Source organism: Lentzea xerophila, assembly GCF_051094245.1.
Classification (GTDB): domain Bacteria; phylum Actinomycetota; class Actinomycetes; order Mycobacteriales; family Pseudonocardiaceae; genus Lentzea; species Lentzea xerophila.
Window position 1 is genome coordinate 6733546 of sequence record NZ_CP194934.1, and the last position, 26995, is coordinate 6760540.

The 26995-nt window shown below is 69.7% G+C and carries 29 protein-coding genes; 19 read left to right on the forward strand and 10 right to left on the reverse strand.

The features are described from left to right. Window positions 1–53 precede the first annotated feature (53 nt). Complete coding sequence (locus tag ACRSBM_RS31965; RefSeq protein ID WP_434449063.1) at window positions 54–437, forward strand: hypothetical protein; 384 nt, start codon at window positions 54–56, stop codon at window positions 435–437. On the opposite strand, the gene ACRSBM_RS31970 is transcribed toward ACRSBM_RS31965, so the two are convergent. After that, window positions 413–1219: an NmrA family NAD(P)-binding protein gene (locus tag ACRSBM_RS31970; RefSeq protein WP_434449065.1), complete on the reverse strand. Its 807-nt coding sequence runs from the start codon at window positions 1217–1219 to the stop codon at window positions 413–415. The two genes, ACRSBM_RS31965 and ACRSBM_RS31970, sit on opposite strands and share 25 nt — an antisense overlap. 88 nt (window positions 1220–1307) lie before the next feature. Between ACRSBM_RS31970 and ACRSBM_RS31975 the strand changes: the two genes are divergently transcribed. Beyond that, window positions 1308–2069, forward strand: a complete 762-nt coding sequence (locus ACRSBM_RS31975; RefSeq protein WP_434449067.1) for an AraC family transcriptional regulator — start codon at window positions 1308–1310, stop codon at window positions 2067–2069. Here the strand turns inward: ACRSBM_RS31975 and ACRSBM_RS31980 are convergent. Next, entirely contained in the window at window positions 2008–2931 is a 924-nt protein-coding gene (locus ACRSBM_RS31980) for a LysR family transcriptional regulator (protein ID WP_434449069.1), read from the reverse strand. The two genes, ACRSBM_RS31975 and ACRSBM_RS31980, sit on opposite strands and share 62 nt — an antisense overlap. 50 nt (window positions 2932–2981) lie before the next feature. Continuing rightward, entirely contained in the window at window positions 2982–3770 is a 789-nt protein-coding gene (locus ACRSBM_RS31985) for a DUF3152 domain-containing protein (RefSeq protein ID WP_434449071.1), read from the reverse strand. 80 nt (window positions 3771–3850) lie between these two features. On the opposite strand from ACRSBM_RS31985, the gene ACRSBM_RS31990 reads away from it, so the two are divergent. Then, window positions 3851–4516 carry a response regulator gene (locus ACRSBM_RS31990; protein ID WP_434449073.1) on the forward strand — a complete coding sequence of 222 codons (666 nt, stop codon included), beginning with the start codon at window positions 3851–3853 and terminating at the stop codon, window positions 4514–4516. Then, the gene (locus tag ACRSBM_RS31995; protein ID WP_434449075.1) at window positions 4513–6243 is read left to right on the forward strand and encodes a sensor histidine kinase; all 1731 of its coding nucleotides are present in this window, start codon (window positions 4513–4515) and stop codon (window positions 6241–6243) included. Before ACRSBM_RS31990 ends, ACRSBM_RS31995 begins: the two co-directional genes overlap by 4 nt. Here ACRSBM_RS31995 and ACRSBM_RS32000 read toward each other — a convergent pair. Then, on the reverse strand, window positions 6203–7018 hold the full coding sequence (locus tag ACRSBM_RS32000; RefSeq protein WP_434449077.1) for an NAD(P)/FAD-dependent oxidoreductase: 816 nt from the start codon (window positions 7016–7018) through the stop codon (window positions 6203–6205). The two genes, ACRSBM_RS31995 and ACRSBM_RS32000, sit on opposite strands and share 41 nt — an antisense overlap. Window positions 7019–7068: 50 nt before the next feature. Between ACRSBM_RS32000 and ACRSBM_RS32005 the strand changes: the two genes are divergently transcribed. Beyond that, window positions 7069–7629, forward strand: a complete 561-nt coding sequence (locus ACRSBM_RS32005; protein WP_434449079.1) for a helix-turn-helix domain-containing protein — start codon at window positions 7069–7071, stop codon at window positions 7627–7629. 7 nt (window positions 7630–7636) lie between these two features. Continuing rightward, entirely contained in the window at window positions 7637–7906 is a 270-nt protein-coding gene (locus ACRSBM_RS32010) for a DUF2277 domain-containing protein (protein ID WP_434449080.1), read from the forward strand. Here ACRSBM_RS32010 and ACRSBM_RS32015 read toward each other — a convergent pair. Further along, window positions 7903–8118, reverse strand: coding sequence for a hypothetical protein (locus ACRSBM_RS32015; RefSeq protein WP_434449082.1), 216 nt, complete (start codon window positions 8116–8118; stop codon window positions 7903–7905). The genes ACRSBM_RS32010 and ACRSBM_RS32015 overlap by 4 nt on opposite strands. Before the next feature lie 327 nt (window positions 8119–8445). On the opposite strand from ACRSBM_RS32015, the gene ACRSBM_RS32020 reads away from it, so the two are divergent. Then, on the forward strand, window positions 8446–9126 hold the full coding sequence (locus tag ACRSBM_RS32020) for a hypothetical protein (protein WP_434449084.1): 681 nt from the start codon (window positions 8446–8448) through the stop codon (window positions 9124–9126). A 55-nt stretch (window positions 9127–9181) separates the two neighbouring features. On the opposite strand, the gene ACRSBM_RS32025 is transcribed toward ACRSBM_RS32020, so the two are convergent. Both ACRSBM_RS32025 and ACRSBM_RS32030 read right to left on the reverse strand, forming a co-directional pair. After that, window positions 9182–9823: an HNH endonuclease family protein gene (locus tag ACRSBM_RS32025; RefSeq protein WP_434449086.1), complete on the reverse strand. Its 642-nt coding sequence runs from the start codon at window positions 9821–9823 to the stop codon at window positions 9182–9184. A 63-nt stretch (window positions 9824–9886) separates the two neighbouring features. After that, complete coding sequence (locus tag ACRSBM_RS32030) at window positions 9887–10834, reverse strand: methionyl-tRNA formyltransferase (RefSeq protein WP_434449088.1); 948 nt, start codon at window positions 10832–10834, stop codon at window positions 9887–9889. A gap of 93 nt (window positions 10835–10927) precedes the next feature. Here ACRSBM_RS32030 and ACRSBM_RS32035 point away from each other — a divergent pair, with 93 nt between their 5' ends. Together ACRSBM_RS32035 and ACRSBM_RS32040 are read left to right on the forward strand one after the other, a co-directional pair. Beyond that, the gene (locus ACRSBM_RS32035) at window positions 10928–12178 is read left to right on the forward strand and encodes a lysine N(6)-hydroxylase/L-ornithine N(5)-oxygenase family protein (protein WP_434449090.1); all 1251 of its coding nucleotides are present in this window, start codon (window positions 10928–10930) and stop codon (window positions 12176–12178) included. Next, the gene (locus ACRSBM_RS32040) at window positions 12175–13710 is read left to right on the forward strand and encodes an amidohydrolase (protein ID WP_434449092.1); all 1536 of its coding nucleotides are present in this window, start codon (window positions 12175–12177) and stop codon (window positions 13708–13710) included. The genes ACRSBM_RS32035 and ACRSBM_RS32040 overlap by 4 nt, the downstream gene beginning before the upstream one ends. 41 nt (window positions 13711–13751) lie before the next feature. On the opposite strand, the gene ACRSBM_RS32045 is transcribed toward ACRSBM_RS32040, so the two are convergent. Beyond that, on the reverse strand, window positions 13752–14561 hold the full coding sequence (locus tag ACRSBM_RS32045; RefSeq protein WP_434449094.1) for a hypothetical protein: 810 nt from the start codon (window positions 14559–14561) through the stop codon (window positions 13752–13754). 152 nt (window positions 14562–14713) lie between these two features. Here ACRSBM_RS32045 and ACRSBM_RS32050 point away from each other — a divergent pair, with 152 nt between their 5' ends. Both ACRSBM_RS32050 and ACRSBM_RS32055 read left to right on the forward strand, forming a co-directional pair. Further along, window positions 14714–16186: a CHAD domain-containing protein gene (locus ACRSBM_RS32050; RefSeq protein ID WP_434449095.1), complete on the forward strand. Its 1473-nt coding sequence runs from the start codon at window positions 14714–14716 to the stop codon at window positions 16184–16186. A gap of 103 nt (window positions 16187–16289) precedes the next feature. Continuing rightward, a complete protein-coding gene (locus ACRSBM_RS32055; RefSeq protein WP_434449097.1) occupies window positions 16290–17879 on the forward strand; it encodes a beta-N-acetylhexosaminidase in 1590 nt (529 codons plus the stop codon). A gap of 16 nt (window positions 17880–17895) precedes the next feature. Here the strand turns inward: ACRSBM_RS32055 and ACRSBM_RS32060 are convergent, their stop codons facing one another. After that, the gene (locus ACRSBM_RS32060) at window positions 17896–19233 is read right to left on the reverse strand and encodes an aldehyde dehydrogenase family protein (protein WP_434449099.1); all 1338 of its coding nucleotides are present in this window, start codon (window positions 19231–19233) and stop codon (window positions 17896–17898) included. Window positions 19234–19428: 195 nt separating this feature from the next. Here ACRSBM_RS32060 and ACRSBM_RS32065 point away from each other — a divergent pair, with 195 nt between their 5' ends. From ACRSBM_RS32065 to ACRSBM_RS32100, 8 genes are read left to right on the forward strand one after another with little or no spacing between them, the layout of a single operon-like run. Further along, window positions 19429–20784 (forward strand): GAF domain-containing protein, encoded by a 1356-nt coding sequence (locus tag ACRSBM_RS32065; RefSeq protein WP_434449101.1) that lies wholly within the window; start codon window positions 19429–19431, stop codon window positions 20782–20784. A gap of 58 nt (window positions 20785–20842) precedes the next feature. Beyond that, window positions 20843–22132 carry an FAD-dependent oxidoreductase gene (locus ACRSBM_RS32070; protein ID WP_434449102.1) on the forward strand — a complete coding sequence of 430 codons (1290 nt, stop codon included), beginning with the start codon at window positions 20843–20845 and terminating at the stop codon, window positions 22130–22132. Beyond that, entirely contained in the window at window positions 22110–22652 is a 543-nt protein-coding gene (locus ACRSBM_RS32075; protein ID WP_434449103.1) for a DUF402 domain-containing protein, read from the forward strand. The genes ACRSBM_RS32070 and ACRSBM_RS32075 overlap by 23 nt, the downstream gene beginning before the upstream one ends. After that, window positions 22649–23236, forward strand: coding sequence for a uridine kinase (locus ACRSBM_RS32080; RefSeq protein WP_434449105.1), 588 nt, complete (start codon window positions 22649–22651; stop codon window positions 23234–23236). Before ACRSBM_RS32075 ends, ACRSBM_RS32080 begins: the two co-directional genes overlap by 4 nt. Before the next feature lie 46 nt (window positions 23237–23282). Then, the gene (locus ACRSBM_RS32085) at window positions 23283–23828 is read left to right on the forward strand and encodes an RNA polymerase sigma factor (RefSeq protein WP_434449107.1); all 546 of its coding nucleotides are present in this window, start codon (window positions 23283–23285) and stop codon (window positions 23826–23828) included. After that, a complete protein-coding gene (locus tag ACRSBM_RS32090) occupies window positions 23825–24550 on the forward strand; it encodes a hypothetical protein (protein ID WP_434449109.1) in 726 nt (241 codons plus the stop codon). Before ACRSBM_RS32085 ends, ACRSBM_RS32090 begins: the two co-directional genes overlap by 4 nt. A gap of 10 nt (window positions 24551–24560) precedes the next feature. Further along, window positions 24561–24845: a DUF6412 domain-containing protein gene (locus ACRSBM_RS32095; RefSeq protein WP_434449111.1), complete on the forward strand. Its 285-nt coding sequence runs from the start codon at window positions 24561–24563 to the stop codon at window positions 24843–24845. A 37-nt stretch (window positions 24846–24882) separates the two neighbouring features. Continuing rightward, window positions 24883–25500: a YidC/Oxa1 family membrane protein insertase gene (locus tag ACRSBM_RS32100; protein ID WP_434449113.1), complete on the forward strand. Its 618-nt coding sequence runs from the start codon at window positions 24883–24885 to the stop codon at window positions 25498–25500. Here the strand turns inward: ACRSBM_RS32100 and ACRSBM_RS32105 are convergent. Then, window positions 25482–26990, reverse strand: a complete 1509-nt coding sequence (locus ACRSBM_RS32105; RefSeq protein WP_434449115.1) for a PucR family transcriptional regulator — start codon at window positions 26988–26990, stop codon at window positions 25482–25484. The two genes, ACRSBM_RS32100 and ACRSBM_RS32105, sit on opposite strands and share 19 nt — an antisense overlap. Window positions 26991–26995 lie beyond the last annotated feature (5 nt).

Consider the following 26995-nt stretch of genomic DNA (forward strand, 5'->3'; position numbering starts at 1 on the left):
GCGAGGCGGCTGACCTGCGGCCGTGACGCTGACCAGGCGGGTTAGGGTGCCGCGTGGACAAGACTCGGTTGGGCGTCGCACTCGTCGCCGTCGTGCTGGTGGCGCAGACGCTGGCCGCGCTCCTGTGGAGCCCCGACGCGACGCTGACCGGCATCGCGCTCGCCTTCAACGCCGTGGCCGCGGTGTCGACGGTGCTGCTCGTGCGGCGGGGCGGGCGGGCCGCCTGGGCGGTGGGCGGGTGGTGTGCCGGGTTCTTCGGGTGGCACGTCCTCGGGCTCGGTGAGCTGGCCGGCTGGTGGACGACCGGGCTGGAAACCGCGTTTCTCATCGCGTCGCAGTACCAGCTGTCGGTCGTCTACCAGGCGGTCATGGCGACGGCGGCCGGGTTTGCCGTGCACCTGTTGTTGCCGCGTCAGCGCCAGGCGTTGGACACGTAGGTGTCGAAGCTGGTGGCCGGGCGGCCCAGGAGGCGGGCGATGTCGTCGGTCGGGGTGGCCAGCAGGCCTGCGCGCATGCCCTCGAACATGCCGTTCAGCTCGGCGGCCACTTCCTCGGGAACGCCTTGGGAGAGCAGGGAGTCGCGGTACTCGTCAGGGGTCAGCCTGACCAGTTCCACCGGGCGGCCGGTCGCTGCGGCGATCTTGGCGAGGGCGGTGGCGAACGTGATGGTGTCCGGGCCGGTGAGGTCGTAGGTCTGGCCGTCGTGTTCGCCGTTGGACCTCAGCACGAGGGCGGCGACGTCGGCGATGTCCCGCACGTCCACGAACGGTTCCGGGGTGTCGTCGACGGGCAGGGAGAGGCGGCCCGCCTGGACTTCTGGCTGCCAGACGTCCTCGGAGAAGTTCTGGGCGAAGTTGTTGGCGCGCAGGATGGTCCACGGCAGGGCGCTCGCACGGACCGCCTTCTCCGCGGCGTGCATGCCCTGGAAGACGTGCTCCGGGGTCTGGTCCAGGCCGCGGCCGGAGAGCAGGACAAGGCGGCGCACTCCAGACGCTGCCGCCAGGTCGGCGAACGGTGCGGCGGCGGCCGGGTTCTCCGGCGCGATCACGTAGGCCGCGGTGACGCCGTGCAGGAACGGTTTCCAGGTGGACTCGTCGTTCCAGTCGAAGCCGGTGGAACGGGAGGCGCCGCGGACCTTCACGCCGGCGGCCTCGAGGGCGGGGACCACGCGGCGGCCCGTCTTGCCGGTGGCGCCCAGGACCAGGATCTCTTGTGTCATGCGAGCCAGCCAACCCGGTTCGGATCCGAGAGGACATGGGCGAGAGTTCATCGATGATGTTCGATCATTCGGCCGGTATCGTGGAGGCATGGAGCCGTTCGACGAACTGCTGCGCGGCGTGCGCGCGGATGGTGCTGGGGTGCGCCGGACCGAGATCGACGGAACGCGGGTGTTGCCCGGACTCACGTTGTACGCGGTGGCTTCTGGCGAGATCAGCGTTTTGGGCGAGACCGCCAAGGCCGGGGACATCGTGGTCGTGCAGGAGGCCGTTGCCGCCGAGGGGCACGCCTCGGTGGTGAGCGGGACGTACGAGATCAAGGGGGCGGTGGCGCGCCGGCTCACGGCGGTGCTGCCGGACGCGCTGGTGGCTCCGGGCACCGACGAGTGCGCCGCGTTCTACGGCGCCGTCGGCACCGGCGCTCCCGGGGTTGTGACGGATCGGTTGCTGGACTGGCTGATGGTGTGCGCGCTGCGGGAGTGGTTCGACCGCGAGCACGGCGGCGGGTGGCTGGGGGCTCAGGCGGACGAGGTGGTCGGGCCGGTGTTGCGGGCGATGCACGCGCGGCCGGAGAAGGCGTGGACGCTCGCGTTGCTGGCCAAGGAGGCCGGGGTGGCGCGGACGACGCTCGCCGGCAGGTTCGCCAAGCTGGTCGGGGTGCCGCCGCTGACGTACCTGACGGAGTGGCGCATGTCGGTGGCGGCCGACCTGCTGGCCGAGTCGGGAGCCACGGTGGCCTCGGTGGCACGCAAGGTCGGGTACGCGGACGCGTTCGGGTTCAGCGTCGCGTTCAAGCGCGTGCACGGGCTGAGCCCGAGCGAGTGCCGCACCCGTTGCGCCGCGACCGCGTGACGTCCAGGCAGCAGCGCACGAAGTCGGCGGCGGCGTCACCGGCGTCGGGCAGCCACGCCACAGCGATCTCGCTGGGGCTCACGCCGGAGACCGGCACGTAGACGATGTCCGGGCGGGAGTGGAAGCGGGGCGTGGACGCGGGGACCAGCGCGATGCCGTAGCCGCTCGCGATCGCGCTCAGGAACTCGTCCGGCCGCTCCGTCACGGCACCGACGCGCACCTCGCGACCGTCCCTTTCGGACAAGGCCAGCCAGTGTTCGCGCCAGGTCCCCCGCAACGCCGGCGCGACGATGACCGGGTCGTCCCACAGCTCGGGGAAGTCGATCTCGGCGCGCCCCGCCAGCGGATGCGCGGAAGGCAGTGCCACGCAACGGCGTTCGCGGAACAACACCCGCACCCCGAACGACTCGTCGCCGGGAAAGGGCAGGCGTAGCAACGCGACCGGCACCTCCGCCGACGCGAGGCCCGCCGTCGGGTCCGACCACGGGGCCTGCCGCAGGTCGACCCGCCAGCCTGCCCGGACCCTGCCGAACGCGGAGACGATCTCCCCCGTCGCGTCGTTCGCCGCGCTGGCCAGGAATCCGACGCGCAGCACGCGGGCGGCGCTCCTGGTCTCGCTCACCGCGACGTCCCAGCCTGCAAGCAACGGTGGCACGCGCGCGGCGAGGGCGTGCCCCGCGTTGGTCAGCGTCATACCGGTGCTGGACCTGGTGAACAGCCGCACGCCCAGCTGCGTCTCCAGGTGCTTCAACTGCTTGGTCAGCGACGGTTGCGACACGAAGAGCCGCTGCGCGGCGCGCGTGAGGTTGCCCTCTTCGGCGATGGCGGCGAAATAGCGCAGCAGCCTCGTGTCCACGTCCATGCCGCCAGATTATGAAGACCGGCATCAACCACAAGTGAACGGACTGCTGATCACGGATACGGCCAGCCGTTCGGCGTGCACACCTTCCCGTCGCGCGGGATGACCGCGCCCTGAGGCACGCCGTTGGTGATGCGCACGATCTCGTCGTTGGACACGCTGAACGTCTGCTGCATCATCACCGGCGCCGGCCCACCCGCGACACTGCACGGCCGGTGTCCCTGGCCGAACGCGTGCCCCACCTCGTGGTTGATCAGGTAATGGCGGTACGAGGTCAGGTCCGGCAGGAAGGCGACGGCACCGCGGAACCAGCGGGCCGCGCTGAGGTAGACGAAGTTGCCGTCGCGGCACGAGACGTCGACCGGGATCTCGAAGCCGCAGACGGACCGTGCGGTCTGCTGCGACACCAGCCTGACCCGCACCGAGGCCGCACCGGTGACGCGCCGGACCGAACGCTCGCCACGGGCGGTCCAGCCCCGCGGGTCGGTCAGGGTGGCGTCCACGAAGGCCGAGAAAGCCTGCTCGTCCACGGTGATGCCGTTCTCGACCTCCACTGCGTAGGTGCGCAACGGGCCCGTTCCCACGACCGCGCCCGTACCGGGGACCTCGTGGAACGTACCGGCGCCGGACACCGGGAAGTCGGGACCGTCAGGCAGGTCGGAGCTGGACGCGTACACACGGGGCGGAGGCGCCACTGGGGCCGATGGGATCGGCACGGGCGTCACCGACGAGGTGGTCGTCGTGGTCGGAGCGGCCGCGGGCGACGTCTCGCCTGCCATCTGCGTTGTCGTCAGCAGCACGGCCGTCAGCGCCACGGCCCCCAGAACCAGGTGCACCTTCATGCCGGCAACGCTCGCGGGAACTGATGAAGAACCTGTTTACGTCCCGCTTGACTGTCGTGAAGACCTGCATACTGCGACCTGTGTGTGCCCACATCCTCGTGGCGGAGGACAACGTCCACCAGGCAGAACTCGTCCGCCGGTACCTCGAGCACGACGGGCACTCCGTGGTGGTCGTCCACGACGGACGGGCGGCGATCGACGAGACACGGCGCCGCAACCCGGACCTGCTGGTGCTGGACGTGATGATGCCGCTGGTCGACGGCATCGACGTGATGCGCGCCGTCCGCGCCGAGTCGGACGTGCCGATCGTGCTGCTCACCGCGCGGTCCACCGAGGACGACGTGCTGCTCGGGTTCGACCTGGGCGCGGACGACTACATCACCAAGCCCTTCCGCCCGCGGCAGATGGTCGCGCGCGTGCGGACGATCCTGCGGCGCACCGGGCGCGCGCGGGAGACGAACGTGACGGTGCTCAAGGTCGGCGACCTGACCGTCGACCCGATCCGGCACGAGGTCCGCCTCTCCGGCGAACTGGTCAGCCTCACGCCCGCCGAGTTCCGGTTGCTCGCCAAGATGGCCGCACAGCCGCAACGGGTGTTCACGCGCGAGCAGTTGCTGGAGGACGGGTTCATCACCGCGCGCACGGTCGACGTGCACATGATGAAGCTGCGCCGCAAGATCGAGCAGGACTCGCGCCGGCCCGAACGACTCCTCACCGTCTACGGCATTGGTTACAAGCTCGTATGAACAGCCTGCTGGTCCGGTTCTTCCTGTTCTCACTGGTGATCGCGGCCTGCTCGATCGCGGTCACGGCCTGGCTCGCGAGCCAGGCGACGACCGGCGCGATCCGGCAGGAGCAGGGAGAGGCGCTGGCGACGGACGCGCAGATCGTCGACGAGCTGCTGAAGTACGCGGCCACGCACAAGAACTGGGACGGCGCCTGGTCCGAAGTGGACGGAGTCGCGCAGAGGTTCGACCGCCGCATCGCCCTGACCGACCGCGACGGCAGGAAGGTGCTGGACACCGGCAACGACACCGCGCCACCGCTGCCCGTCACACCGAAGGCACTCATCGACCCGTTGAACGTCAACGGCAAGATCGATCCGCAGGCGGTCGGGCCGTTCAAGCTCACCGACGAGGAGTACCGCACGCTGCACGCCTACGCCGAGCAGCTCCCCCAGTGCAACAACAAGATCGAGGTCGTGGACGCGCCCAACGGCCGACCACGGCTCTCCAGCCTGGAACCAGGCCATTTCACGCTCTGGGACGACTGCGAGGCCGGCGAACGCCTCTACGCGCTCACGGAGACGGAGAAGGCCGCCTACGGGCAGCTCCAGCAGCTCTTCACGGAGTGTCTCGGCCGCCTGTACCCCAACGCCCAGGTGGACAGGACGCCGAGTCCGGTGCGGCTCGACTGGGAGTACACGATCATCCGCGACGCGCCGCCGCAGACGGTGGGGTGCATGGACAGCGCCCGTCGTGAGCAGCTGCGGCCGTTCGTCGCCGAACCGGTGAACCTGTTCCTCACCTCGCCGACCGGCGCCGAACCGGCGTCGATCGACCTGTCGACGACCGGCGCCACCAGGATCACGCTGGTGGCACTGGGAATCCTCGCGATCGCCGGGTTCGCGTCCTGGGTGACCGCGACCCGGTTGGTGCGGCCGATCCGGGCGCTCACCGCCGCCACGAAACGCACTGCGGAAGGTGACCGGTCGGCACGGGTGGACGGCGGCGCGGGCGAGATCGGTGAGCTGGCCCGGTCGTTCAACGCGATGTCGGAGAAGCTCGCCGAGACCGAACGGCAGCGGCAGGCGATGGTCAGCGACGTCGCGCACGAGCTGCGCACGCCGTTGGGCAACATCACCGGCTGGCTGGAGGCGACGCAGGACGGGCTGGCCGAAGCGGACCCGCACCTGATCGGCATGCTGCTGGAGGAGTCCCTTCTGCTGCAACGGCTCGTGGACGACCTGCACGACCTCGCGCAGGCCGACGCGGGCACGTTGCGGCTGCACCCCGAGCCGATCGCGCTGGACGACGTGGTGGACCAGGTCGTGAACGCGCAGCAGAACCGCGAGATCCTGCTGCGCGCCGAGACCACGCCGGTGCACCTCAGCGCGGACCCGGTGCGGCTGCGGCAGGCGCTCGGCAACCTCGTCGCGAACGCCGTCCGCTACACCTCGCCGGGCGGCGAGGTCGTCGTGAAGCTCTTCCGGCAGCAGGACAACGCGATCCTCGAGGTCGCGGACACCGGCACCGGGATCGCGCCCGGAGACCTGCCGCACGTGTTCGACAGGTTCTGGCGCGCCGACAAGTCCCGCAGCCGCACCACGGGCGGCAGCGGGCTCGGGCTCGCGATCACGCGGCACCTGGTGGAGGCCCACGGCGGCACGGTGTCGGTGACGAGCACGCTCGGCGAGGGATCGACGTTCCGGATCAGCCTGCCGGCGGCAGGAGGCCCAGCAGGTCCATGTTGATCATCGCGCCGGCCTGGGCGCCCTGGGCGGCGGCGACGACCACGATGGCCGACGGGTCCGTGACGTTGCCCGCCGCGTAGACGCCGGGAACGCTCGTGCGTCCCTTCGCATCCGTGCGGACGAACGGGCCGACGGGGGTTTCCTCGGTCTCCGCGCCCAACGCGAGCAGGAGCTCATCGCGTGCCTTCATCGGTGCGGAGTACACGAGTGCGTCGGCCGGTACCCGCTTGCCGTCGGAGATCACCGCGACCAGCCGATCGGCCTCGACCTCGATGCCGTCGACGGACGGGACGTGCGTGACGTCGTCCGACCACTGCCCGACCAGCGTGACCTTCATCTCCTCGCCGAACACCACGAGCTTCTGGTCGCGGACCTCGTAGCCGTGGCAGTACGGGCAGCCGAAGACGTCGCGGCCCCAGCGGTCGCGCAGGTTCTCGGGCACCTCGTCGACCAGGCCGGTCGCGAACAGCAGGCGCTTCGCCGTGACGACTCGGCCGGACAGCTCGACGGTGAACCCGTCATCGGTGCGAGTCACGCCGCGCACGTCGTCGTTGACGACCTCTCCGCCGTAGCCCTCGACCTCAGCTCGTCCGTGCTTCAGCAGCTCCAACGGCGAGAGGCCGTCACGAGAGAGGTAGTTGTGCATGTGCGCGGCCGGCGCGTTGCGCGGCTCGGCACCGTCGACCACTAGCACGCTGCGGCGTGCCCTGGTCAGAATCAGGGCGGCACTCAGCCCGGCCGATCCCCCGCCAATGATCACCACTTCGTAGTTCATGCTCCCAGCGTGCGGTCGACAGTCCCGTTTCGGCAAAGTAAGTTGCTGTTATGGCAATAACCGTGGGGCAACGGCTCGCCACGTTGCGGGCCGAGCACGACCTGACGCTGGCGTCGCTGTCCGAGATGACCGGCATCTCGAAGTCGACGCTGTCCCGGCTGGAGACCGACCAGCGCAAGCCGACGCTGGAACTGCTGCTGCCGTTGTCGCGGACCTACCAGGTGTCGCTGGACGACCTGGTCGGCGCGCCCGAGGTGGGCGATCCCCGCGTCACGATGAAGCCGCGAGAGCTCACCAACGGCCGCATCGGCATCCCGCTGACCAGGTCGATCGGCCCGCTGCAGGCGTGGAAGATCGTCATCACGGCCACGGAACTGCACGAGCCGCAGGTGCACGAGGGCTACGAGTGGTTCTACGTGCTGAGCGGGCGGATCCGGCTGCGCCTGGGCGAGCAGGAGGTCGTGCTGCGCGCCGGCGAGGTGGCGGAGTTCGACTGCCGCCAGCCGCACACCTTGAGCAGCGCGGACGGGGCGCCGGCCGAGATCATCAGCCTGTTCGGCAAGCAGGGAGAACGCCTCCACACCCGCGCGGCGCCGCCCGACAGGTCATAGTGGAGGCATGTGCCGAAACATCCGGGTGCTCCACAACTTCGAACCGCCCGCCACGTCCGACGAGGTGCAGGCCGCGGCGCTGCAGTACGTGCGGAAAGTGAGCGGGGCAGCGAAACCGTCGAGCGCGAACCAGGCCGCGTTCGACAAGGCGGTCGCTGCCGTGGCGGCGGCGACGCAGGAACTGCTCGACGCGCTGGTGACCTCCGCGCCGCCGAAGGACCGCGAGGTCGAGGCAGCGAAAGCGAAAGCACGCTCTGCTGAGCGCTACGGCCGTTAGTTGCGCACGCGGGTGTCGAGGTACATGCAGATCAGCTTGGCCGCGATGCCCGCGGAGCCGACGATGAAGGCCTGGTCGGGACCGAGCGTCACGGCGATGGCCCACAGCAGCAGCGCGATCAGCACGAGGATGACCGTCACCTGCGCCGCGTGCGACCAGCGGGCGGGGTGGACGAGCCATCTCGCCGACTCCCGCGGCTGCGGAACCTCCACGTCACCCGCTCTATCGGGTGAACGCTCCGCCTTGACCGCCATCGCGCTCCCTCGCCGCAATTCCTCCTGACGACCCCATTCTCCAAAGTTGATCTTTCACGGAGTGTTACTTCCGCTGATCGTGCGGTGAGCGTTCAGTGAGCGTCGGTGAACGGCAGACGAACGGTCATCCGCGCGATCAAGCGCAGGTCCGTCACGGTCCGTTTATCGATTGCGATCAAGGTCGCAACCCTACGTGTAACCCACTCGGGTGACGGTTCGACGCTACGTAGCCGATAGGCCGTTCGGAGCAGCGCCGTTTTTGTCAGACCTCTCCGATAACGTCAGGTGAAGATCGCGGTACGAGGGGAGAATGCGTTGCCGGACAACAACGTCAGCGTCACCGCACTGTCGTTCACCGAGTACGTCATGAGCGGCCAGCGTGGACGCATCAACATCGTGTCGGAACAGCGGGGGATGTACCTGGCCTCCGACACCAGGGTGTGCGGGTTCTACAACCCGATCCGCGACGCCATGCGGCGAGCGGTCAACTCGACCGAACCGGAGATCGAGCTCAAGAAGGCGATCATGAACGCCAACCGTACGGGCCAGCCGCGGGCGTTCGAGGAGATCGCCGACGGCTTCCTGCCCTGGCTGGCGTCGTTCAAGGCGACCGGGGTGCCGGTGGAGGGTGCCACCTACCGCGCCGGCGAGCTGACCTTGAAGGTGCGGCCGCACCTCGGGCTGCGCAAGAAGGACGGGTCCACCTACGCGGTGCTCGTGCACACCAAGGAGACGCCGCTGACGAGGGAGGCGGCGAACGTCGGGTTGCGGATCCTGCAGCACACGGTCGCGGACACGCTGCCGGGCGCCACGCCGATGGTGCTCGACGTACGGCGCGGCAAGGCGTACCAGATGCCGGCGCGGACGAACCTCGGGAAGCTCGACGTGCTGATCGCGGCCGAGGCCATGGGGTACGTGACGCACTGGAAGCTGTCGGGGCTGTTCGAGTCCGTTCAGGTCGGGTAGAGCAACCGGCGACGCGGCCCGTCTGGGGGTCGGGCCGTGTCGTCGCACGACACCATCAGCAGGTCCGCAGCAGTGCGGCCAGTGCGTCGTGCTCCGCCTGGTCCACCGTCAGCCTGTAGGTGATCTTCACCGAGATCCAGTGCTGCGCGTAGGTGCACCAGTAGGCCTCGACCGGCGGCTTCCACTTCGCCGGGTCCTGGTCGCCCTTGGAGCGGTTGGACTTCGCGGTCACCGCGATCAGCTGGATGCCGCCGAGGTCGTTGGCGAACGCCTTGCGCTCGTCGTCGGTCCACTTGTCGGCGCCGGAACGCCAGGCCTCCGCGAGCGGCACGGTGTGGTCGATGTCGACGTCGCCGGCGTCCTTCACCACCACGTTGTCGTAGACACTGGTCCACGTACCGGAGGTCGCCTTGCAGTCCTTGTCGGACTTCACGTCGGCACCCTGGCGCTGCAGCACGATCTCCCTGGTGTCACAGGAGTTTCCCTGCGAGGCCCAGTGCGGGAAGCGGTCGCGGCTGTAGCCGGCCATCTTGCTCTCCGGCGCGATCCGTAACGCGCCGAGGTCGGCCGAACCAGCGGGAGCGGTCCCGGTGGGCGCGGGCGGGTTCTCCTGGGAGGACTGGAGATTCGTGAGGTACCAACCGACCGCCACGAGCAGGACGAAGACCACCAGTGACGTCACCGCCGCGCGATTCATGCGCCCATGATCGACCATGCTGATCACGGACCGGTCACCCGGCCCGTGATCAGCACGGCGGCGTCACGGCCGGGAAGTCAGGTAACCGCCCATGTTCTTGAAGTACTCGTGCGCCTTGAGCTCGGTGCCGTCGGCGGTGCGAACCTTCTTGACCAGCAACGCCTTGCTGCGGCCACGCCGGGCCTCGGCGCCCGCGACGATCGCCACGCCGTCGCCCTCGCGGTAGAAGATCCGGCCGGGTGTGCCGCCGTAGACCTCCGCGGAGACGTCCGCCTCGATGATCTCCAGGCGCCGGCCGCGGTGGAAGCAGAACGCGCTCGGGTACGGCGCGCACTGCGCGCGCACCAGGCGGTCCAGTTCCTCGGCGGTCCAGGAGAAGTCGATCCGCAGGTCCTCCTCCGCGCGCTTGTGGAAGAACGAGGCCTGCGAACGGTCCTGCTTCTGGAAGTCCGTGCGGCCGGACGCGATCTCGGCGAGGCCGTCGACGGTGATCGGGCCGAAGAGCTCCAGCGTCTTCTCGAACAGCACCGCCGTCGTGTCGCGCGGGCCGACCGGGACCGAGCGCTGCAGCACGATGTCGCCGGCGTCGAGCGTGTCGTCCATCATGTGCGCCGTCACGCCGACTTCCTTCTCGTCGTTGAGAAGCGCCCAGATCAACGGCGAGAAGCCCGCGTACTTCGGCAGCAACGAGTCGTGCACGTTCAACGTGCCGTGCTTGGGCAGCGCGAAGACCTGCGGCGGGATCCAGGTCCGCCAGTTGCAGGCGACGATCACGTCGGGCTCGGCGGCCTTGAGCCTGTCGAGCAGTTCCTGGTCCTCCGGGCGTTCGCGGACGACGACCTCGACGCCGTTCTCGCGCGCCAGGTCCTCGACCGAATCGCTCCAGACCTTCTCGTACGCACCTTCACCCTTGGGGTGGGTCACCACCAGGACGACCTCGTGCTCGGACGCCAAAAGTGCCTGCAGGGTGCGATGACCCCAGGTCTGGAACCCGAACATGACGACCCTCATGGGGGTGTCCTCCTTCACTCCGGTGCGATACGGTCAGGCTAACCTAACTGAAGGCTTGCGCAGGTAGCTTAGGCTGCCCTAAGTTCGGTGCTCATGCATCCGATCTACGACATCGTCGGTATCGGGTTCGGTCCCTCGAACCTGGCGCTCGCCATCGCTCTGACCGAGCACAACGAGCAGGCCGAAACCCCCGTCACCGCGGTGTTCCTGGAACGTCAGCCGGCGTTCGGCTGGCATCGGGGCATGCTGCTCGACGACGCCACCATGCAGGTGTCGTTCCTCAAGGACCTGGTCACCATGCGGAACCCGGCCAGCCGCTTCTCGTTCCTCTGCTACCTGCGCGACCGCGGCCGGCTGATCGACTTCGTGAACCACAAGAACCTGTTCCCGCTGCGCGTCGAGTTCCACGACTACTTCGAGTGGGCCGCGGCGCAGGTCGACGACGTGGTCGCCTACGGCACCGAAGCCGTTGGCGTGGAAGCGATCCAGGACGACCTCTTCCAGGTGACAACAGCCACTGGTGACGTGTACCACGCCCGCAACCTCGTCTTCGCCACCGGACTGCGCCCGGCCGTGCCCGAGGGCATCGCGCTGTCGGACCGCGTGTGGCACAACAGCGAGTTCCTGCACCGCGTCGGCGCGCTGAAGAACCCGGAACGCTGCGTCGTCGTGGGCGCCGGGCAGAGCGCCGCGGAAGCCGTGGCGTACCTGCACCGCGAGTTCCCCCGCGCCGAGGTGTGCTCGGTGTTCTCCCGCTACGGCTACTCCCCCGCGGACGACAGCTCGTTCGCGAACCGGATCTTCGACCCCGAGGCCGTCGACCACTACTACGACGCCCCGGACGCCGTGAAGCAGCGGTTGATGGACTACCACCGCAACACCAACTACTCCGTGGTCGACGTCGACCTGATCGCGCAGCTCTACCGCACCGAGTACCAGGAGAAGGTCCTGGGCACGCAACGCCTGCGGATGATGAAGATGACCCGGCTCGTCGCCGTCGAGGAGTCCGCGGACGGCGCCCGCGCGGTGATCCAGTCGCTCGTCACCGGTGAGCAGGAGTTCGTCGACACCGATCTCGTGCTCCTCGCGACCGGCTACGACGAGGCCGCGCCGATCCTGGGTTCGCTCGACGAGGCCTGCACCCGGGACGAGACCGGTCGGCTCGTCGTGGGCCGCGACTACCGGCTGCGGACGTCCTTGCGCGGCGGCCTCTACCTCCAGGGCGGCACCGAGCACTCGCACGGCATCACGTCGTCGCTCCTGTCCAACGTCGCGGTGCGGTCAGGTGAGATCCTTGCTTCCGTGCTGACCAACACTCCTGTACCGGTCCTCGCGACCGCGTGAAACTGGATCTGAAGCTGACGGGCTGCCGGGCCATCACGATGGACCCGGCACGCCCCGCCGCGCACACGATCGGCATCTGGCAGGGCCGCATCGCCGGACTGGACGAGCAGGTCGCCGGCCTGCCCGCCACCGAGACCGTGGACCTCGGCAACGCCGTGGTGCTGCCCGGTTTCATCGACACCCACACGCACCTCGCGTGGAACGGGCGGCGGACGATCGACATCACCGGGCTGGCGACGGTCGCCGGGGTCCTCGACCGCCTCACCGGTGCTCCCGGTGCGGGCTGGATCGAGGCGTCGGGCTACGACCGCCGGATCATGGACCGGCCCCTGACCGCCGCCGACCTCGACCTGGTCAGCGGCGGCCGGCCGGTGTACGTGGCCGACCTGTCCGGGCACGCGTGCGTGGTGAACTCCGTGGTGCTGCGGCAACTCCCGGACATCACGAGCGACGGCTGGCTGACCGAGAACGAGCAGCTGGCCGCGCGGACGTTGCGGCTGCCGTACTCGCTCGACGAGATCACCGCCGAGCTGCACGAGAGCGCGCGGCAGGTGCTGGCCGAGGGCGTCACGATGTGCGCGGAGGCGGGCATCGGCGCGGGCCTGATCGCCAGCAGCCCGCTGGAGGCCGCCGCCTACCAGCGCGCCCGGCTGCCGATCCGGGTGCAGCTCATGGTGTCCGCCCACGTCCTGCACGAGGTCGCCGCCGACCCGGCGGACCGGATCCCGCGGGCGATCGACCTGGGCCTGCACACCGGGTTCGGCGACGACATGCTGTCGATCGGCGCCATGAAGCTGTGGACCGACGGCGGCATGATCGCGCGGACGGCCGCGTTGACCGAGCCGTACGCGGGAACGGGCAACACCGGTCAGCTCGCCGAGCCCGAGGAGTTCATGCGGGCGGCGATCGTCGACGGCCACCACGCCGGCTGGCAGCTCGCGATCCACGCGATCGGCGACCGCGCGATCGACTTCACCCTGGACGCGGTGCAGGAGGCTCAACGGCAACGCCCGCGCGCCGACGCCCGGCACCGCATCGAGCACTGCGGCCTCGTCCGCCCCGAGCAGCTCGGCCGGATCGCGGCGCTCGGCCTGGTTCCCGTCGTCCAGCCGACTTTCCTGCACGCCTACGGCGACGACTACAGCGAGATCATGGGTGCGAAGCGAGCGCCGTGGATGTACCGCGGGCGGTCGTTCCTCGACCACGGGATCACCGTCGCGGGCAGCTCGGACCGGCCGGTCGCGGACGGGGCACCATTGCGCGCCATCGAGTTCATGGTGCGGCGCCGTTCCTCCGGTGGCCGCGCGGTCGGCCCGGACGAGGCGATCACCGTCGAGGAGGCGATCCACGCGTACACGCTCGGCAGCGCCTACGCCTGCCGCAAGGAACACGTGCTGGGCAGCCTCACGCCGGGCAAGCTCGCGGACCTCGTCGTGCTCGGCGACGACCCGCGCACGAGCGACGCGATCGCGGAGATCCCCGTGCTGGCCACCATGGTCGGCGGCACCCTCATGACTCAGCGATCTTCTTGATCACGGCCGGCTCGTCCCGCTGAGAGACGGGCACTCGAGGGCTACTGCAGGTGGAACGTGGCGGCCAGCGTCGTGAGCCGGTCGGTGACGTCGGCGTGGACGTTCGTGCGGCGGACCCAGTTCTGGCTCCCCGACGACGCCGACGGCGGTGCGCCCAGCGGAGAGACCGCGTCCGTGACGCCGTACTCCAGCCGGTACGCGAGCACCGCGATCGCCGACTCCAGCCAGAACGACGGATCCGGCGTGGGGATCTCCCCAAGGCCAACGCGGAACCACACCGGCATCCGCGCGTACTGCCCGAGCGCAGCCGAGATGCGTTGGGCGGCCGCGTCCCTGATCTCGCCGCGCGCCTTGTCCCCCGCGAGCACGGCCTCGGTGCGCCACTCCTCCGCGGCGGCGTCCTCGTCGGCCGCCAGCCGCTCGGCCGCACGCCGGGCGCTCGCCTCGTTCGCGTTGATCAGCCATTCCATCTGCCGGACCTCGTGCGACAACGCGTCCCGCTCGAACCGGGGCACCCGCCCACCGTCCAGCTTGGACCTGGCGTCGTCGCGGCGGGCCTTGAGTCCTTCGAACTCCAGCACTTCCTGCCTCAGCTCGACCCGCGCCGGATCGGCGAGGATCTCGTGTTCGGCGTCCCACGCCCGGCGCAACGCCTCGACCAGTGGCGCGATGTCGTCCGCCACCGCGTCGAGGTCGGCCAGCGGTCCGTCGCCGGCACCGGACAGCCGGCGTTCCAGCACCGTCAGACGGGCGGTGACGCGTTCGAGCTCCGCCGAGAGCTGACCGACATGACTGATCAACGTGGCGACCTGCGGCTCGACCACGTCGAGCCGTTCCTTCTCCGTGGGCACGCGACCAGCGAACCGGACCCGACCGGCCGCGCCAAGGCAGTGGTCACCGAATGCACGCATTAGAGACGCACTTCCGCCCGACCGAGGCACCCGGCTCTCACGCACCGTCACGACCATGAGTGAAGTCAGGCGAAACGAGGTATTAATGACAGATGGCGACCTCTACGACCGAGACCGAACGCAAGTACGAGGCCCCATCGGACGCGAGTCTGCCGGACCTCACCGAGATCACCGGCGTGGCGACCGGCCCGGAGGAGTTCGACCTCGAAGCCACGTACTTCGACACGGACGACTACCGCCTGGCGCGCGCCGGCGTGACGCTACGCAGGCGAGTCGGCGGCTCGGACGAGGGCTGGCACCTGAAACTCCCGGCAGGCGAGGACTCCCGTCAGGAACTCCGCGTTCCTCTGGGCCGCGCGGTGAAGAAGCCCCCGAAGGACCTCTCCTCCCTCGTCCGCGCCCACACCCGCGGCAACGACCTCGCCCCGGTCGCCGAGATCCGCACCAACCGGCGCCGCTGGCAACTCAGCAACGGCAACGGCGAAATGCTCGCCGAGGTCGTCGACGACGTGGTCACCGCCCAGACCATGGGCGCGCGGACCACGACCACCTCGTGGCGCGAGATCGAGGTGGAGCTGGGCGAAGGCGGCGACCGCGACCTCCTCGACACCGTGGAACGCCACCTCGGCGACGCGGGCATCCGCCCGTCGTCCTCGAAGTCCAAGCTCTCCCAGGTGATCGGCGTCGAACGCGACTCCGGCCCTGCCCTCGGCAAGAAGCCGACGGCGGGCGACGTGGTCCTCGCGTACCTCTACGAACAGCGCGCGGCCCTGCAGAACCAGGACCCCCGCGTGCGCCGCAACGAGGACGACGCCATCCACCAGATGCGCGTCGCCACCCGCCGCATGCGCTCGGCGCTGCAGGCCTTCGGCAAGATCGTCGACCGCGACCGGACCCGCGCCCTGACCGACGAACTGAAGTGGCTGGCCGGAGTCCTCGGCAACTCCCGCGACCTGGAAGTGCTCCGGACGCGCTTCGAGGACGGCCTCCACGCCCTCGCACCCGAGGTGGTCCTGGGCGACGTCGCCGCTCGCCTGACTCGGCACTTCGCCCCGCTGGAAGCCAAGGCGCACAAGGACTCCGTGGCCGCGCTGGACAGCAGGCGCTACTTCACCCTCCTCACCACGATCGACGCCCTCCTCACCGATCCTCCGCTGACTTCCTCCGCCTCCGGCAAGGCGAAGGACGTCCTCCCCCGGCTGGTCGAGAAGGCACGCCACCGCCTGGACGTCCGGGTGGAAGCGGCACTCGCCACCAACGACAGCGACGAGCCCCTGCACGAGGCCCGCAAGGCGGCCAAGCGCCTGCGCTACTCCGCCGAGGTGGCCGAACCCGCACTCGGCAAGCACGCCAAGGCCTTGCGCAAACGCGCCAAGGACGTCCAGACCCTTCTGGGCGAACACCAGGACTCGGTGGTGGCGCGGCCGGTGCTGCTGGAACTGGGCAGGGGCGACGAGAACGGCTTCACGTTCGGCCTGCTGTACGGCAAGGAAGTGGAGCTGGCGCACCGGACGGAGGCAGAGCTCCCGGCCCTGTGGCGCAAGCTGGGCAAGGAACATCTCTGACCACACGTTCGGGAGGGCTCACCCGGATTGGTCTGAACCTTGACACCGAAACCCGCCCCTGCGACCGTGACGACTCGCCGCCACCACAAGGCACACCTGGAGGATGGCGTTGAGGACGAAACGACTGCAGGCCGCGGTGGCGGCGCTGGTGATCGCCGGATCGGGAGTGCTGGTGACCGAGACAGCCAACGCGGAGCAAGCCACGGGCAACGCCCCCAGCACCCTCCACGAACTGGTCCCCCAACCCGTCCAGGTGCGGCCGCGCGCGGGCGTGACGTTCACCCTCACGGCGGCAGCGAAGATCCAGGTGAGCACCCCGGCGGCCCGCGGAGCGGCGGAACTCCTGGCCGGCATCCTCCGCCCCTCGACGGGCTACCCGCTCCCGGTCACGGACGAGATCTCCGGCACCGGCATCGTCCTGACCAGCGGCGCGGATCCCGTCACCGGCCCGGAGGGCTACCGGCTGGACGTCACGCCGAAGCAGGTCGTGATCCGCGCCGGCTCGGCGGCCGGCCACTTCAACGCCGTCGCCACCCTGCGCCAGCTCCTCCCCGCCAGGATCGAGGCGAAGACCAGGCAGCAGGGCCCCTGGACCGTGCCCGGCGCGAGCATCGCCGACCACCCGCGCTACCACCACCGCGGCGCGATGCTCGACGTCTCCCGGCACTTCTTCACCCCTGACCAGGTCAAGCGCTACATCGACCAGATCGCCGCCTTCAAGATCAACTACTTCCACCTCCACCTCAGCGACGACCAGGGCTGGCGCCTCGAGATCAAGAGCTGGCCGGAACTGACGAGGATCGGCGGCAGCACCGAGGTGGGCGGCCGGACCGGAGAGTTGTTCTACACCCAGGAGCAGTACCAGGACCTCGTCCGCTACGCGGCCGGCCGGGGCATCACCGTCATCCCGGAGTTCGACATGCCGGGCCACACCAACGCCGCCCAGGCGAGCTACGCCGAACTGAACTGCGACGGCAAGAAGCGCCCGCTCTACACCGGCACCGAGGTCGGCTTCTCGTCCCTCTGCGTCGACAAGGACATCACGTACAGGTTCATCGAGGACGTGATCAGGGAGGTCTCCGCGATCACGCCCGGCCCGTACCTCCACATCGGCGGCGACGAAGCACTCAGCACGCCCGACGCCGACTACGTGACGTTCATGAACCGCGTGCTGCCGATCGTGAAGAAGTACGGCAAGACGACCGTGGGCTGGCACGAGTTCATCAAGACCACCAAGGACACCGCGCTGATCCCGCAGTTCTGGGGCACGACGACCACCGACGCCAACGTGGCCGCCGCGGCGAAGCGGGGCAACAAGGTCCTGATGTCACCGGCGAACCGGATCTACCTCGACATGAAGTACGACGAGAACACCGAGCTCGGCCTGGACTGGGCGGGGCTGGTCGAGGTCAGGGACGCCTACGGCTGGAACCCCGGCGCCTACCTCGACGGCGTCACGGAGTCCGACGTCCGCGGCGTTGAAGCTCCACTGTGGACGGAGACCATCCGGACCTCGGCCGACATCGAGTACATGGCGTTCCCGCGGCTCCCGGTGGCGGCCGAGCTCGGCTGGTCGCCGGCCAGGGTCCACGACTGGGACCGCTTCGCCCCACGCCTGGGCGCACAGGGTCCGCGCTGGAAGATCCAGGGCATCAACTTCTACCCGAGCGCGCAGGTGCCGTGGAAGAAGTGACCCCAGCGCGCCAATCCTAGAAGCCGCTCTGCCCGCGGTCGGAGTAGCTGACGAGCAGGTGCTTCACACGGCGGTACCCGGCGAGCGCGGCGGTGTTCGCCGGGTACGCGTGGTAGTTGTTGACCCACACCCGCTCGGCGCGCAGGTCGTGGCCGACGTTGTGCGCCAGCGCGAGGTCGCGGCACCAGACGCCGGCGCCGAGCTGGGCGGTGGCCTCGTTGGCGATCTTCAGGGCGTCGTCGCGGTCGTCGAACCTCGTCACCGACACGACGGGACCCAGCACGTCGTCGGCGAACACGGCGGAGCGGTGGTCACCCTCGAGGATCGCGGGCCGGACGAAGTGGCCGTCGGCCTCGCCCCCGGTCACCAGCCGCGCGCCCTCGGCCTTGCCGCGCTCGATGTGGGCGAGCACCCGGTCGCGTTGCGCCAGGCTCACGACAGCGCCGACCGTCGTGTCCGTGTCGAGCGGGTCGCCCGACCGAAGCTGCTGGGTGCGCTCGGTCGCGAGGTGCAGGAGCTCCTCGTAGGCGGCCGTCTGGATGAGCGCGCGCGACGGGGCCGTGGCGGTCTCGCCCTGGTTGGCCGCGAACATCGCGAACCCCTCCAGCGCCTTGTCCAGGAAGCTGTCGCGCTGCGCGACGACGTCGGAGAAGAAGATGTTGGGGCAGCGGCCGGAGACGACGCGGTGGTCGTCGGAGCCGGTGACGACGTTGACCACGCCGGGCGGCAGGAGGTCGGCGATCACGCCCAGCAGCACGTGGATCGACGCCGGCGTCTGCTGCGCGGGCTCCAGCACCACGGCGTTGCCGGCGGCCAGCGCTGGCGCGAGCACGCGGCCGGCGTTCATCAGCGGGAACGTCCACGGGAGCCGCTCGTGCACCACGCCGAGCGGCTGGAACGTGCGGTAGTCGCAGGTGTCGGGCCCGAGCTGCTCGACCTGGCCGACCTCGGTGCGGATGACGGCGGCGAACTGGCGGAACTGCTCGATCAGCAGCGGCACGTCGGCGACCAGGGCCTCGCGGACCGGCTTGCCGTTGTCCCAGGTCTCGGCGACGGCGAGTTCGGTGGCGTGCTCCTCGATGCGGTCCGCGACCTCGCCCAGCACCGTGGCGCGCACTCGCGCCGTGGTGTTCCCCCACGCCGGCGCGGCGCTGCTGGCCGCGTGCAGTGCGCGCGCCCGGTCAGCGTCGGTGCCGCGGGCGACCTCCGTGAACACCTCGCCGGTCACCGGCGTGACGTTCTCGAAGTACTCGCCGGAGACGGGCGAGACGTAGTCGCCGCCGATGAAGTGGTCGTACCTCGGCCGGTACGCGACCACACTGCCGGGCTGGCCCGGTGCCGCGTACTGCGTCATTTCGACTCCTGCTGGTGAAGGCCCGCTGGAAGACCGGGGTGGGGGAAATGAGAAAGTAGGCACCAGAACGTTGCATGCTCGTTGCAAGCCGTGGATGGGGCAGTGAGCCACGAACCCGGACAACACGCACTGTTGCTGAGTCGCGTGAGAGATGCCGTGTTGAGCGGTACTCGCACGGCAACTTCGCCACGCTCGGTGATTTCGGCGTCGTGGCAGCGGTCACTCGCCGCCAACGTCGATCCCGACCTGCACACGGCCCCGCGGGTGTTCGGTGCCGACGAGCTTCCCGACCTGCGCGAACGGCATCCGCTGCACCCGTCGCTGCCACTGCTGCGCGAGACGTTGCTGGGCTTCGCGGAGGAGGCGAAGCACATCATGATCGTCGCGGACGCCCAGGGCCACGTCCTGTGGTGCGAGGGCTCCAAGGACACCCGCGGCAGTGCCGAGGACGTCGGTCTGGCCGAGGGAACGCTCTGGTCGGAGGGTGCGGCGGGGACGAACGGGATGGGCACCGCGCTGGCGGTGAACTCGCCCGTCACGGTCCACTCGGCCGAGCACCTGGTGCGGACCTACCACCACTGGACCTGCGCGGCGAGCCCCATCCACGACCCCGACAGCGGTACCACGATCGGGGTCGTCGATCTCAGCGGGCCAATTGAGACCGTCCACCCCTCGATGGTGGCGCTGGTGTCCGCGTCGGCCCGGCTCGCCGAGTCGGAGATGCTCGCACGGATGCACGCGCAGGACGAGGAACTGCGGTCGCGCAACATGCGACACCTGATCGCGTTGCGCGGCGAACCCGGCGCGCTGCTCAGCCCGACCGGACGGGTCGTCGCCGTCGAGCCGTACGGGCTGCTGCCGTCGCGGGTCGACGTCTCCACGGACCGGGTGCGGCTGCCGGACGGCCGGGAGGCGGTGCTCGAACCACTCGCCCACGGCTACCTGCTGCGCATCCCCCGGCAGCGGCACGTGCGGCGCAGCGTGCTGTCGCTGTCGTTCCTGCTGCCGGAACCCAAGGTCGTGCTGGACGGCCGCGAGGTGCCGATCTCGTTGCGGCACGCCGAGATCCTGTGCGCGCTGGCATTGCAGGGCAGGCTGTCCGCCGACCAGCTCGCGCTGCGCCTCTACGGCGAGCGCGGCAATCCCACGACCGTGCGCGCCGAGCTGCACCGGCTGCGCGCCCAGCTCGGCACCGACGTGCTCGCGACCAGGCCGTACCGGCTCACCGCCGACGTCGAGACCGACTTCCTGGCGGTGCGGTCCGCGTTGCAGGACGGCGACGTGCCGCTGGCCGCGAGCAGGTACCGCGGTTCACTGCTGCGCCGCTCCGAGGCGCCGGTCGTGCTGGCCGAGCGGGACGATCTCGCGACCGGTGTGCGCACGGCGGTGCTGTCGCGCGGCGACGCGAACGCGTTGTGGGCGTTCACCCAGACCGACTCGGGAGAACACGACGCCGAGGCACTGGAACAGCTGGTCAGGCTACTGCCGCCGCACGACGTCAGGCTCGCCATCGCCAGTGCGCGCCTGAGGAGACTCAGTCAGGACGATTGACAAGAGTCTCAAGAACTGAATATCTTCCCAACTAAGAAACTTAGTAGGGGAGGCTGTCATGTCCAAGAGGGGTATACGGGCGCTCATCATCGGCGCGGGGACCGGTGGCCTGTGCCTGGCGCACGGGCTGAAGAAGGCCGGCGTGGACGTGGCGCTGTTCGAACGCGACCGCACACCGCGCAGCATGCTGATCGGCTACCGGGTCGGGATCAGCCCGGACGGCAGCAAAGCGCTGCACAGCTGCTTACCGGAGGACGTCTTCGCCGAGTTCGCCCGCACCACCGCCCGGCCGCCGGTGCGGATCAACATGCGGACCGAGAAGTACGCGGAACTGCTGGTCGGCGACCTCCCCGAGCAGCGCGACGACAGCCGTGGCGAGAAGTCCGTCAGCCGGATCGCGATGCGCACGGCGTTGCTGGGCGGCCTCGACGACGTCGTCCGGTTCGACAAGACCTTCACCCACTTCACCCAGCACGACGACGGCACGGTCACCGCGTTCTTCGACGACGGCACGTCCGAGACCGGTGACGTGCTGGTGGGCGCGGACGGCGCACAGTCCAGGGTGCGCCGGCAGTACCTGCCGGACGCCAAGGTCGTCGACACCGGCATCACGTCGATCGCCGGCAAGCTGCCGCTCACCGAGGAGAACGCGAAGCTGCTCCCTCCCCTGGCGGACGGTGCCGTCACGCTGCTGTTCGGGCCGCGCGGCGAGTTCGTGATCATCCACGTGATGCGCTTCGACGGCACTGGTGCCGAGGACGACTACATCATGTGGGGCTACGCGGCCTCGCACGACAAGTTCCCGGACCTGAAGGGGATGAGCCAGGCCGAGCTCAAGCAGGTCGTGCTGAACCTGACGCCGAAGTTCCACCCGGACCTGCGCAAGCTCTTCGCGCTGGCGACGCCGGAGACCGTGTTCCAGATCAAGGTCCGCACGTCCGAGCGGCTGCGTCCGTGGCAGCCGAGCACCGTCACGATGATCGGCGACTCGGTGCACCTGATGACACCGGGCCGCGGCATCGGCGCGAACACCGCGCTGCGCGACGCGGAGTTGTTGTGCCGCAAGCTCATCGAGGCGCAGCGAGGCAAGAACGTCGTGCAGGCGATCTCCGAGTACGAGCAGGAGATGATCGAGTACGGGTTCGCGGCCGTGGAGGCGTCGCGCGAGATGATGGACGGCACCAGCCTGGTCCACAAGCCCGTGATCGGCCGGATCGCCGCGGCGTTCTCGCGGACGTTCCTGCGCGTGACCAACGCCGTGCCCGTGCTCAAGCGGAAGATGCTGGCCGCGGACGCGGCCGAGCGCGATCACGTAAGTTCTGCGCATGAGGTTGTTCACGCCCGGTGAGGTCGTGGTGCGGCGTGAGGTGCTGCACGGCAAGGTCTGGTCGGAGATGCCGACCAGGGTGGTCGCCGACGAGCCGGGGCTGCTCGCGGTGTTCGTGGAGCCGGGCACCAGACTCACCTACCCCGATCACCACCACCCCCACCCGTGGGACACGCCGGACCGCGGCGTCTGGCGCGGGCACGGCAAACTCATGCTGCACCGCCCGCAGGACGCCTACTCCGTCGACCTGTTCTGGAAGGGCGAGGACAGGACGTTCGGCAACTACTACCTGAACCTGCAGGCCCCCTACCGCCGCGTCGAGGACGGGTTCGAGACCCTCGACCACGCCCTGGACTACACGCTGGCGCCGGACGGCACGTGGGAGCAGCGCGACCTCGACGAGTTCGAGGACCAGGTCGCGTCGGGCAAGTACTCCGCGCGGGAGGCCGAGGAGATCAGGGCCGAGGGGCTCAGGATCGAGAAGATGCTGGCGTCCGGCGAGATCTGGTGGGACCCGGCCTGGGCGTCCTGGCAGCCATGAGGGTCCGCCCGCTCACGTTCGACACGCTCGTCGCCGAGATCGTCACCCGCGTCGGCGCGCTGGACGGCCGGGCGCGCGTGCTGGTCGACGGGGCACCCGCCGCCGAACCGGCCAAGCTCGCGGATGCGGTCGTGGAACCGTTGCGCTCCCTGGGCCGCGCGGTGCAGCGGGTGTCCACTGAGGACTTCCTGCGACCGGCGTCGGTGCGGCTGGAACACGGCCGCACCGACCCGTACTCGTACCGGCACGACTGGTTCGACTTCGCCGGGTTGCGGCGCGAGGTGCTCGATCCCGCGCTGGAGGGCAAGGTGCTGCCGTCGTTGTGGAACGCGGTGACCGACAGGGCCAGCCGCGCCGAGTACGTGGACGTGCCGGAGAACGGGGTCGTGCTCGTGGACGGCACGCTGCTGCTGGACCGGTGGCTGCCCGCCGAGCTCACCGTGCACCTGTGGCTCTCCCCCGGCGCGTTGCGGCGCAAGACCGCCGAGCAGTGGACGCTGCCCGCGTTCGACGACTACGAACCGGTGGCGGACCTCTTCGTCCGCTACGACCACCCTGAACGGCCAGGTCTGGTCGAGTCGTGAACCACTCTGCCCGCCGCGGACATACGTGGGGCAGAGAGGAGGGTCCGTGACCGACGAAGAACTCTGGGGGCAGGTCCGGGCCGGTGTGAGCGAGGCGTTCGGGCAGCTGTTCGAACGCCACGCCCAGGCCGTGTTCGCCTACTGCCTGCGCCGCACCGGTACATGGGCGGTCGCCGAGGACCTGGTGTCCGTGGTGTTCATGGAGACTTGGCGCAAACGCACGTCCGTGACCGTGGAGGACTCCTTACTGCCGTGGCTCTACACCGTCGCACTGGGTGTCACCCGCAACCACCAACGCGCCCGCACGCGGTACAAGGCCGCGCTGGGCAAGGTTCCGCCGCAGCACGCCGACGACGACCACGCCGATGACGTGGCACGGCGGGTGGACGCGGAAGCCAGGACTCGGGAGGTGATCGCGGAACTGGAGAAGCTGTCCGCCGGGGAACGGGAGGTGCTGGAGATGTCCGCGTGGTCGGACCTGAGCCAGGCGCAGATCGCCCAGGTGCTCGGCATCCCGGTCGGCACGGTGAAGTCCCGACTCGCTCGCGCGCAACGCACCGTGCGTGGCGCTCTGGTTGAGGAGGCGTTGTGAACATCACCCCCGACATCCCGCAGCTCGACCCGATGCGGCTCCAGGTCCGCAAGCACGCGCTGCTGAACGAGATCAGCTCGAAGCCGTCCCGCCGCTGGTGGCGCTTCGCCGTGCCCGCGACGGCTCTCGTGGCCGCCGTCGCCGTGACGCTGGTGCTGTGGACGCCTACGAACCAAGACGCCTCCGCCGCGTGGACCGCCGAACCGAGGGCACCCGGTGACCTGGCACCCGTGCTGGCGGAGTGCGGGAAGACGCTCGACCAGCACGACGCGGAGCGCGGGGTGGAGGGGCGCCCGGTCTGGCCCGCCCCGCGCGAGGTGTCGGCCACCGACCAGCGCGGCAGCATGACGATGGTGCTGTTCACCGATCCTCGGTCCGACCTGCTGTGCTGGGGGACGCCGAACGGCGTGGGCACGGGCGGCAGAGGCGGCGCCGAGGAACGGGAACCGCTCGGCGACCGGCTGTTCGCCGATTTCACCGTGCGAATCGGCATGACGGACGTGTACAGCCGCAACAGCATGAAGGTCCTGACCGGCCGGGTGAGCCCGAAAGTCGGCAAGGTGGTCATCGGCACCGAGGACGGGCTGGAGGTGACCGCGAGCATCGGCAACGGCTGGATCGTGACGTGGTGGCCGAGTCTGGGCGAGCCGAAGCAGGTCAAGCTCTACGACGGCGCGGGCGGTCTCCTGGAGACCGCCCCCATTCCCGTCAAGTCCAGGTAACCTGCAAGGCATGTGGCGGCCGGAGACCAAGCAGCGAGCGATGCTGGTGCTCGCGGTCTTCCTGCCTGCCCTCTACGCCTTCACGTTGTTCTCGTCGCCGACCGAGGTCGTCGCGGCCGTGACCGCGCTCGCCCTCGCGTTGATCGTGGTCGTCGCGCTGGTGCCGCTCTCCGTGGCGCCGGCGCGGTCGCTCGCGATCCGGGAACGAGCCCAGCGATCGGCCCAGCTGCGCCTGCGCAACCCCGACGCCGCTGGCAGGCCCCGTCCCCGAGCACCGGGATGCCGGACGTTCTGACACGTCCCTTCCCAACTCAAGACGGAGAAACAACCCCTTGTTCGCTGACCTGGGCGCTGCCCTGGCGAGCTTCGGCATGCCCCCGCTCGCCATCGTCGGATTCACGATCGTCGTGCGGCTCGCGCTGCACCCGCTCTACCGCGCCGCCGTGCGCGGCGAGAAGGCCAAGGCCAGGCTCGCGCCGGAGATCCAGAAGCTGCAGAAGAAGTACGGCAAGGACCTGATGCGGTTCTCGGAGGAGTCGCAGAAGGTCTACCGGCGCAACGGGGTCTCGATGTTCGCGGGCATGCTGCCGATGCTCGCGACGATCCCGTTCTTCATGGTCATCTACCAGGTGGTCACCACCCCCAACCCCTTGTTGGAGGGGACGATTTTCGGGGTTCCGCTCAGTGCTCACTTCATGAGCAGTTTCGCGTGGGTCTTCTTCGTGCTGTTCGGGCTGCTCGCGGTGGTGGCCTATCTGACCGTGAAGTGGCAACAGTCGCGGATGACCACCACGCCCACTCCGGGGTTCATGACCGGGCTGATCAAGGTGCTGCCGTTCGGGACGATCCTGGTGGCGGCGTACCTGCCGCTGGCCGCCGGGCTGTACCTGCTCACCACGACGACGTGGACGATCGCGGAACGGGCGCTGCTCTACCGCATCCTGAGCTGAAGCTGGGCGACGAGCCGCACGAGCGGGTCGTCGAGGTCGAGGTCGATGCGCCTCAGCCGGTACCGCAACGTGTTCGGGTGGACGTGCAGCCGTTCCGCGGCGGCGCGCACGTCCCCCAGCGCGTCGAGGTAGGCCAGCAACGACTTCGCGAGCTCCGGGTCGAGCGCGTCGATCCTCGGGTCCCTGATGCGCGGGTTGTCCTGCAACAGAGCCAGGATCTCGCTCACGAGGACCTGCGAGCGGACGTCGGCGAGCGTCGCCACCTCGGCGTCGAGGTCGCGGGCCATCGCGTCCAGCACGCGTTCGGCCTCCTGGCGGGAGATCCGCACGTCGTCCAGAGTGGACACCGTCGAGCCGACCGCTGCCTGGACGGACGTGTGCAGATGCCGTCGTGCCGTGGTGACGATCTCCCTGGTCAGGCTGAGGAGCTGGGCGTTCGGGGCGAGGTCCGGGAGCAGGACGTAGGTGCGGCCGCCGGACTCGCTGACCAGGGCGCTGCGCCGGTACGCCGCCGCGTGCACGGAGATCAGGCCGGTCATCTCGGCGCGGCGGAGCTCGTGTTCGCTGCGGTCGACCTCGCCGCCGCGCAGCGCGAAGACCACCACGGCCGCGGGTTTGCCCGGGTCGGCGCCGATCTGACCGGCGACCGTGGCGGCGTCCATCCGGCCGGTGAGCAGCGCGGCGAGGAGGTTCTCGCGGAACCTCGACGTGGGCTGGTTGCGCTGCTGGATCAGGTGCGGGGCGGTGACGCGGGCGGCGCCGAGCAGCGCCCGTTCCGCCTGCTCGGTCAGCGGCTGGTCGCCCTCCTGCACCCAGATCGTGCCGAGCGGCTGCGAGCCCGCGTGGATGCCGACGGCGATGCGGCGGCGGATGCCGAGCTCGGGGCGTTCGTCGATGCGCACGACCTCCTCTCCCGAGCGGAGGAGGTTGTAGACGCCCCACTCGCGCAGCATCTTCAGGTACGGCTCCGGGCCCTGACGGCCGAGGATGGAGAGCCGGCGCAGCTCGTCGACCTCGTCGGACGAGCGGGAGTAGGCCAGCACGCGACTCGCGGTGTCCTCGATGCTGACGATGCCGCCGGTCAGGGTGGCAATCGTCTGCGCGAGCGCGAACAGGTCGCCGAGGACCTCGCCGTCGTCGGTCGTGGTCGTGAGAACGCCCTTGGCGAGCGACTCCAGGTGGCCCCAGCGGACCTCCGCCCTGACCTCCAGCAACGCGACACCCGCGTCCGTTGCCGCCTGTTCGAGCACCGGGGAGCTCTCCTTGACCGCGATGGCCGCGGCTTTCGCTCGTCCGGCGGCTCTGATCAGCGGCAACGCGGCCCGGCCGCGGGCTCCGATCAGCAGGGCCAGGTCGCCCTGAGCGACGTCCGGCGGATCGTCCGGATCCATGATCACGACGTCGCGCACGTCGACCTCCAGGCCGTTGGGGGCGACCTGCAGTTCGACGAGCGGATCGCCGAGCGCGATCAGGAGGTGCCGGAGGCTCATGACTG

Bases quoted from the DNA above. Each gene is read 5' to 3' on its own strand.
- ACRSBM_RS32105 (WP_434449115.1), bottom strand. From the start codon at position 26,990: ATGAGCCTCCGGCACCTCCTGATCGCGCTCGGCGATCCGCTCGTCGAA.
- ACRSBM_RS32055 (WP_434449097.1), top strand. From the start codon at position 16,290: ATGGCGTTGAGGACGAAACGACTGCAGGCCGCGGTGGCGGCGCTGGTG.
- ACRSBM_RS31985 (WP_434449071.1), bottom strand. From the start codon at position 3,770: ATGAAGGTGCACCTGGTTCTGGGGGCCGTGGCGCTGACGGCCGTGCTG.
- ACRSBM_RS32060 (WP_434449099.1), bottom strand. From the start codon at position 19,233: ATGACGCAGTACGCGGCACCGGGCCAGCCCGGCAGTGTGGTCGCGTAC.
- ACRSBM_RS31995 (WP_434449075.1), top strand. From the start codon at position 4,513: ATGAACAGCCTGCTGGTCCGGTTCTTCCTGTTCTCACTGGTGATCGCG.
- ACRSBM_RS32070 (WP_434449102.1), top strand. From the start codon at position 20,843: ATGTCCAAGAGGGGTATACGGGCGCTCATCATCGGCGCGGGGACCGGT.
- ACRSBM_RS32025 (WP_434449086.1), bottom strand. From the start codon at position 9,823: ATGAATCGCGCGGCGGTGACGTCACTGGTGGTCTTCGTCCTGCTCGTG.
- ACRSBM_RS32080 (WP_434449105.1), top strand. From the start codon at position 22,649: ATGAGGGTCCGCCCGCTCACGTTCGACACGCTCGTCGCCGAGATCGTC.
- ACRSBM_RS32010 (WP_434449080.1), top strand. From the start codon at position 7,637: ATGTGCCGAAACATCCGGGTGCTCCACAACTTCGAACCGCCCGCCACG.
- ACRSBM_RS32050 (WP_434449095.1), top strand. From the start codon at position 14,714: ATGGCGACCTCTACGACCGAGACCGAACGCAAGTACGAGGCCCCATCG.
- ACRSBM_RS31970 (WP_434449065.1), bottom strand. From the start codon at position 1,219: ATGACACAAGAGATCCTGGTCCTGGGCGCCACCGGCAAGACGGGCCGC.
- ACRSBM_RS32075 (WP_434449103.1), top strand. From the start codon at position 22,110: ATGAGGTTGTTCACGCCCGGTGAGGTCGTGGTGCGGCGTGAGGTGCTG.
- ACRSBM_RS31975 (WP_434449067.1), top strand. From the start codon at position 1,308: ATGGAGCCGTTCGACGAACTGCTGCGCGGCGTGCGCGCGGATGGTGCT.
- ACRSBM_RS32000 (WP_434449077.1), bottom strand. From the start codon at position 7,018: ATGAACTACGAAGTGGTGATCATTGGCGGGGGATCGGCCGGGCTGAGT.
- ACRSBM_RS31980 (WP_434449069.1), bottom strand. From the start codon at position 2,931: ATGGACGTGGACACGAGGCTGCTGCGCTATTTCGCCGCCATCGCCGAA.
- ACRSBM_RS32005 (WP_434449079.1), top strand. From the start codon at position 7,069: ATGGCAATAACCGTGGGGCAACGGCTCGCCACGTTGCGGGCCGAGCAC.
- ACRSBM_RS32035 (WP_434449090.1), top strand. From the start codon at position 10,928: ATGCATCCGATCTACGACATCGTCGGTATCGGGTTCGGTCCCTCGAAC.
- ACRSBM_RS32030 (WP_434449088.1), bottom strand. From the start codon at position 10,834: ATGAGGGTCGTCATGTTCGGGTTCCAGACCTGGGGTCATCGCACCCTG.
- ACRSBM_RS32095 (WP_434449111.1), top strand. From the start codon at position 24,561: ATGTGGCGGCCGGAGACCAAGCAGCGAGCGATGCTGGTGCTCGCGGTC.